We start from the raw sequence: 1279 nt of genomic DNA on the forward strand, positions 1-1279 counted from the left end.
CAATTGGCTGACGCTTTATGGAGAAACCGAACTCGCGGCACATGGCCAGCATCCCGGTGTTCTCGCTGAGCATTATCCCTTCGATTCGGTCAATCCCATCGGCCTTCGCATAATCGACGATTTGCCTGAGCAATTCCCAGCCCAGACCATGACCCTGCAAATCCGTCCGCACCAGCAAGGCGTATTCGGCGACAGTGTGGTCCGGATCGCAGGACAGGCGGCTGATACCGCCCAGCGCACCGGACCTCGTCTCCAGCGCGACGAAAGCCATGTTGCGATCGTAGTCGAGTTGGGTGAGCCGCTTCAACATCTGGTCGGAGAAGCTTTTGCGCGGCGACAGAAAACGCAGGCGCAAATCGTCAGGCGAAATCCTGGCAAGGAATTCGGGATAGAGCGCGATGTCGGCCGGCTTGATCGGGCGAATGTTATAGTCCGTGTCGCCCGCCGAAAACGTCTTTTCCCAACCCGACGGATAAGGCCTGATGGCAAGCGCCGGGTTAGGCCCCGCCTCTTCCACGCGTTCCGGCTCGATCTCGATGCGGGCGTCAAGCGCAATCACGCCCTCGGCATCGGCCAGCAGCGGATTGATGTCCAACGAGACGAGGCACGGAAAGTCGATGATCATCTGCGACAGGCCGTTGAGTGCTGCAATGATCGATTGCCTGTCCGCCGGCTTGCGATCGCGGAACCCGGCGAGCAGACGGCCGATCCGCGTTTGCCTGATCAGGTCATCGGAAAGAACGTCGTCGAGCGGCGGCAATGCGATCGCGGTATCGTCCATCACCTCGACCGCAACGCCACCGGCTCCAAACAGGATGGCCGGGCCGAAAATCGGATCGCAGCTGACGCCAAGGATCAATTCCTGCGCCTGTTTCCGCACCACCATGGGCTGAACAGCATAGCCTTCGATATCGGCCTGCGACGCGTGTTTGCGCACACGCGCCTCGATTGAGCGTGCGGCCTCCCCGGCGGCGGCAGAGGTAGCAATGCCGAGCATGACCCCACCAATGTCCGACTTGTGCGAGATCGCCTTGGACAACAGCTTGACGACGACCTGCTCGGATATCTTGAGGAGCCGGCCGGCAGCCGCTTCCACTTCGACAGGAGATCTGGCGACGATCGTCTCGGGCACCGGAATGCCGTAGGCGGAAATCGCCGCCTTGGCTTCGGGCTCGGTCAGCATTCGCCGGCCTTCTTTTGCGACCTGCCTGAATAAGGCAAGCACGGCTTCTCGGCCGCTTTTAGCGTCCTCGCTGCGACTCGACGGCGTGCGCATCAA

1 protein-coding gene is annotated in these 1279 nt (G+C 61.1%); it reads right to left on the reverse strand.

The window, feature by feature from the left end:
* On the reverse strand, positions 1–1279 hold a 1279-nt coding region (locus EN935_RS36365), incomplete at both ends, for a GNAT family N-acetyltransferase (protein ID WP_127374250.1).

Source organism: Mesorhizobium sp. M7D.F.Ca.US.004.03.1.1 (assembly GCF_003998635.1).
Taxonomy (GTDB): Bacteria; Pseudomonadota; Alphaproteobacteria; order Rhizobiales; family Rhizobiaceae; genus Mesorhizobium; species Mesorhizobium loti.